General features: G+C 51.4%; 2 protein-coding genes. Both read right to left on the reverse strand.

Annotation, left to right across the window (positions count from 1 at the left end; genetic code table 11):
* Positions 1–135 precede the first annotated feature (135 nt).
* Positions 136–750: a hypothetical protein gene (locus F1735_RS32395; RefSeq protein ID WP_167240980.1), complete on the reverse strand. Its 615-nt coding sequence runs from the start codon at positions 748–750 to the stop codon at positions 136–138.
* Entirely contained in the window at positions 747–5,075 is a 4,329-nt protein-coding gene (locus F1735_RS32400; RefSeq protein ID WP_229506076.1) for an RHS repeat-associated core domain-containing protein, read from the reverse strand. The genes F1735_RS32395 and F1735_RS32400 overlap by 4 nt, the downstream gene beginning before the upstream one ends.
* Between the last annotated feature and the right edge of the window lie 23 nt (positions 5,076–5,098).

A 5,098-nucleotide genomic window follows, 5' to 3' on the forward strand; every position in this document is an offset into this window, starting at 1 on the left:
TCTTCATCCATCTGGCGCAGGTCGAAATCAGTGAGAGGCGTGGGCTTTTTTAACAAGATTGCACATCATACATTGAACTGAGTTTCCAGGCAGAAAAATTGTCTGCGGGGAGGTGATTGGTTACGATGAGATTGCTCACGTATTATATTTGAAATTTACATCGAGCGGTATGAAGTCGATACAATTCAGCCCTCGCTCGATAGCGAGTTGCATGAATTCGCGTGTGCAGACAAGCTCCAATATTTCTGAGCATTTGAAAAGATGTGGGAATTCTCCGTCTGATATGACGAATTTGGTAATGTTTTCATAGACCACCTGCCCTGGATATATCTTGTCTTCGAATAATTCCCCCGTTTCATCGTCCCGCACTGCTTCGAATTCCGATAACTCTGCATCCAATAATGAGAAGTGATCTACGGGAAGAAATATATAATATTTTTTATCAATCTCTTTTTTTTGCACGATAAATTTCAACGGCACCGCGCGGAATTTTACATTCAAATCATCGCATACTTTCAGAAATTTTTCAGATACGAATTTTGTTAGATAGCCATAAAAATCAAATTCCAAAGATTTAATTTTTCTATCACTAACTGTGAATTCGTAATTTTTTACAATGTCCACATCATTTGGCTTCGTCTCAAACCCGTCCCACTCCCATTTATGCTGATTTAATCTTCCGGAAAGGCGTATAGGACACTCGGCTCCACATGCCTTATATTTCAAAATATAGTAGTTTTTTTCAGTCATAATAATCGCCCTGTGATTGCATCTACAATGTATTTTCCAGTCATAAGTCCATTCCTTGCTTCACTTTGAATTTTCGCTATCCCTGCTGACAATTTTTTGTCGCTGAGTATTCCACGACGAAACTTGCTTTCTAGAATTATAATATCCTTTTCTATTTCGGCTGTGTACTGGTTGTGGCTAGACCAATGCCCGGGAATATTCGTTGATTTAGCTAGCGCTGAACTACCTGGAAGAAGAATGCCGTTTGGTGCTCCGTCATCCTTAAATCCCAAACTACGTAACTTATCGAACATCGCCGAATAGTTGGCGTCTTTCATGATTTCCTCAGGAATAAGATGGTGGTTTTGGAGACCATCACCCGGTTTTGCCCCAATATTTTTCCCAAGTGCCGTGGAGCACCATCCCAACGGGTCCATCCACCCAGTTGGATTCGGCGCATACGCATACATGTTTGCTCCACCAGCTAACCCGATCGGGTCTTGACTGATAAATCGGCCAATATCCGGGTCGTAGTATCGAAAGGTATTATAGTGCAGCCCCGTGCTTTCGTCGGAATACTGTCCGGAAAAGCGCAGAGGCTGCTCTATGGGAACTGACAGACTGGAATTTTCCTCATCTTCAACTTTTCCCCAAGCCTGGTAATTACCGGCCCACGCAAGATTTCCGACCTCGTCCGTTACTTCTAGCGGAGCACCAACAAGATTAGTATGAAAGTGATAAATTCGACGGGCTGTACTTTGTTCTGCCTTTATGGCAGTCGCTGCAATTTTTGCCGCATCGATTCTCGCTAGTGGCGTATAGAGCGCGTCCGGACTGTAAACATAACTGCTTACACCAGACGCTCTTACTTCCTGAACCATTCTCAAACCTTGCCAAACAAAGCGCTTGTTCTCACTGCGTATGTTCTCACTGCGTATGTTTCCAGTTGCTGTAGATATCGTTTCGGTTGAACTTATTCGCCTGCCAAGGGGGTCATAATCGAAGCGCATGGCTGTCGTGCCACGCAGATTTTCGGTCGTCACAGTGACCAGGCGATTTTCTGCATCGAAAGTAAAGCGCTGAATCTGATGCGCGCCCTTGCGCTTGGTGCTCAAATTTCCCCAAGGATCGTATTCAAAGCGCAAGTCCTGCCATACTTTCAACCTGTTTCCGTCGACCTGTCCAGCGCTTTTCCGCTTGATATCATCGAGAAGGTTCCCGGCCGCGTCCCATGCGAATTGTTCCTGCACTTGACCTTCCGCGCGTGTCTGCCGCTGCAATTGGCCCGCAGGGTCGTATTGATAGCCGATGCTTCCGCGCAAGCTGTCGTGCTGTTCGGCCAATTCGCCCGAAGCATGGTAACGGTAGCTGCGCCACAACTGACCTTGTGCGGGTCCCAACGTAGATGGAATCAATCCGGACGATTGCCATGTCCGCCGCCCGAGTTTGTCGTAACCAATGCGCTGCGTCAGCTCACCTTGCGTATGGAGAACTTCACGGTGCAAGTCGTCGCGTTCAAAGTCACTGATGAGGTGATCCGCACTCCGGATTTGATGCACGTGGCCGGAGCCGTATGTGAGTGTTTCGACTTGTTGGTTGTGGGGTAAGTTCAACTGGGTTACATTGTTGAGTTCATCCAATGTGTAGGCAACTGTCCCCTCGGAACCGTGCTCGGCCACCAAACGCCCAGCTTGATCATAGTCGAAGCGTACCGAGCTCTTCGCGATGCCAAGCGCAAGTCCCGCTGGTGACGGGATACGCGTTGCTTCGAGAAGGCGATTGGTTTCGCTCCAGGTGATATGACAGGTCGCTGTATCGGTGATTTGACCAGACAACCGCCCCATCTTATCGCGTTCAAAGAGTGTGGTTCGATGTTCACGGTCCGCAGTAGCCTCACCTTTTTGAATCGCCCCAATTGTCTTGATCGCCAACGCGCCTCCCGCCGCGTCATAGGTAAGAATGCGTTCGACCCCGTCCGGCCGGATTTCCTTGGCGAGACGATCACCATCATCATATTCAAAGGCGTAGCGCGTGTTGGCGTCGCTGGCCAGTTCGACCAGTCGCCCCCGTGCATCGTAACGATATCGCAACGCGCGATTTTCGAGGTTAACCGCATCGACGATTTGCCCGCGAGCGTTTCGCACCCAGCTACGATATTGTCCTGCGCTATTGCGTTGCTCGACCAGAAAACCGGCTGCGTCATATCGGAATTCTTCGGTACTTCCGTCAGCCTTGACAAGGTGCACCGGCTCGCCTGTGCGGCGACGCGTGTATATTGTCGTCTGTTGTAGTGCATTCGTGGTCGAGGCCAGTTGGCCATCCAGGTCATACTGATAGTGAGTTGTCTTCCCGGAGCAGTCCGTAAAAGCGGTTATCAGGCCGCGAAGGTTCCATTCCATCAACTGGCGGCCACCACGTGCATCGATATGAGCCAGAGGCATTGGATTTAAATCATTGCCGTATTCGTACCGCTCCTGACGTCCCAATGGATCGATGTTTTTCGCAAGGCGTCCAAAGTAATCGTATTCCGCCCTCCAACGACTGCCATCCGGTAGCGCTACCTCGGTCAGGCGCATCGTGTTGCGGTCGTAGCTGCTGTGCGTAACGCGGCCCAGCGCATCTGTTTCGCGGACGATCCTGGAAAGATCGTCATATTCGAACGCGATCTTACGGTCGCCCGGCAGTTGAATCAGGTTCGGCATCCCAGCGTCGTTGTACTCGATAGTGTAGAGTCCGCGGTCAAAATCCATGCACGCAATAATCTGGAAATGCTGGTCGTAGGTCCAGTACGCCTGTCGGCCAAGCTCATCCGTAGCCGAAGTCGCATGATTCAACGTATCATAATGAAATCGCGTCTTTTCGCCTTCGCTGGTGCTCGACGTAACCACGCGTGCCTGGCCTTCTATCATTGCCCATTCATAGCTACACTTGAATCCAAGGGCGTTGGTGTGGCTTTCCATTACCCCATCAATGTAGCTGAACTGGCGCGCCAGGTCGCCATTCGCGTCAGTTACCGATATCAACTGGCCATGGTCATCGTACCCGTAGCTCGCCAAGGTTCCAGGCGTACCACCAGAAACACATTCGACCGTGGTTAGCCTGGAAGGAAAGTCCGTATAGTGCAGATGCAATCGCTGACCGCTATTGGTGTGGATGGACTTTACGCGATGGCGTTCGTCGCGAAGATAGGCATGCCCCTGCCCGAAGCGGTTCTCTACCTGCCGAACCCAAGCGGTTTTGTCTCCGGCAGGATCAAGAAAACCGAAGTCGTAGTACATCTCATTGAGGTCATAAAGAATGTACTGTCCTTCTATCGTGCAGGCAAGATAGCACTGTTCCACGTCGCTAAATGCGGATTGGCCGGGCTGTACCAAGGGAAAACCTGTCTCGCGGCCCTGGTCGTCCATAAACCAAACCTTGCCATCGCGTTGTTGAAGACGCAGGTCCCAAGGCAACACCCACCCGGCGCCCAATGTTCCCTCGTGCTTCAGATTGCTGCCGTAGAAGCGGGAACCGGTCACCGGAATCGGGCTTTGCACGATGAAATCGATCTCGTCCTGGGCCAAAAGAATCTTGCGTCCAGTCGCCACTTCTACCGGCCGGCCCATCATCCCGCCCATGACACGGGCGGCCACCGGTGCGATGACGTATTGACTCACCGCCTCGCCAATGGCAAAGCCTGCAATGTACTTGGCAGCGCATGGCAGTACTGCCTTGGTCAGTGGGCCGGCATTTTTAAGAAGCCCACCCAAGCCCCCAGCAAACCCAGCGGCCAGGAACAAGCCATCGACGACCTTGCGAGCCAGGGAGGAAACTTCTTCGGCAACTGGCAAAAGCCGCTCGGTACCGCCACCGATAAAGACATTCGACGAACCGCCGCTGATCGTCGCGCCACATGTTATGGCGTCACCTTTTCGAGAAGCATGCATGCCGTTAATAAAGACGTTTTTCGATCCCTCTGCCACCAGCGGAATCGGCACATGTTTGCTACAGACCGTTGTGCTACGGGTAGCGAAGGCTGCAGCCAGTCCGTTGGTAAATACGTTGAGCGAACCTTTGTTAATGATTCCTGTGGGCGAAGAGTCTAACTTTCCTAGCGCTTCACCAGCGGACAGAATTGCTGAGGCGCCGATACCGGCTGCCAGGCCGGCAAGGAGAGCGACACCAAAGCCGCAAGTAAAGGTGCAGAAGGCGACGGCTGCAATCAGTCCAATGCCGATGATCGCACCAGTGATAAAGCCAGCTAGCCTGAATTTTGCACAAACCACCGCCGCAGCGCCGCTTTTCCGATGCAGGACCTTTTCAACTTGAATCGGAATGTCGCGGGTGATAGCGTCCCTACCCAATTGAACGGGACAGTCAATGAAGC

The organism is Massilia genomosp. 1 (genome assembly GCF_011682185.1).
Classification (GTDB): Bacteria; Pseudomonadota; Gammaproteobacteria; order Burkholderiales; family Burkholderiaceae_D; genus Telluria_A; species Telluria_A rubra.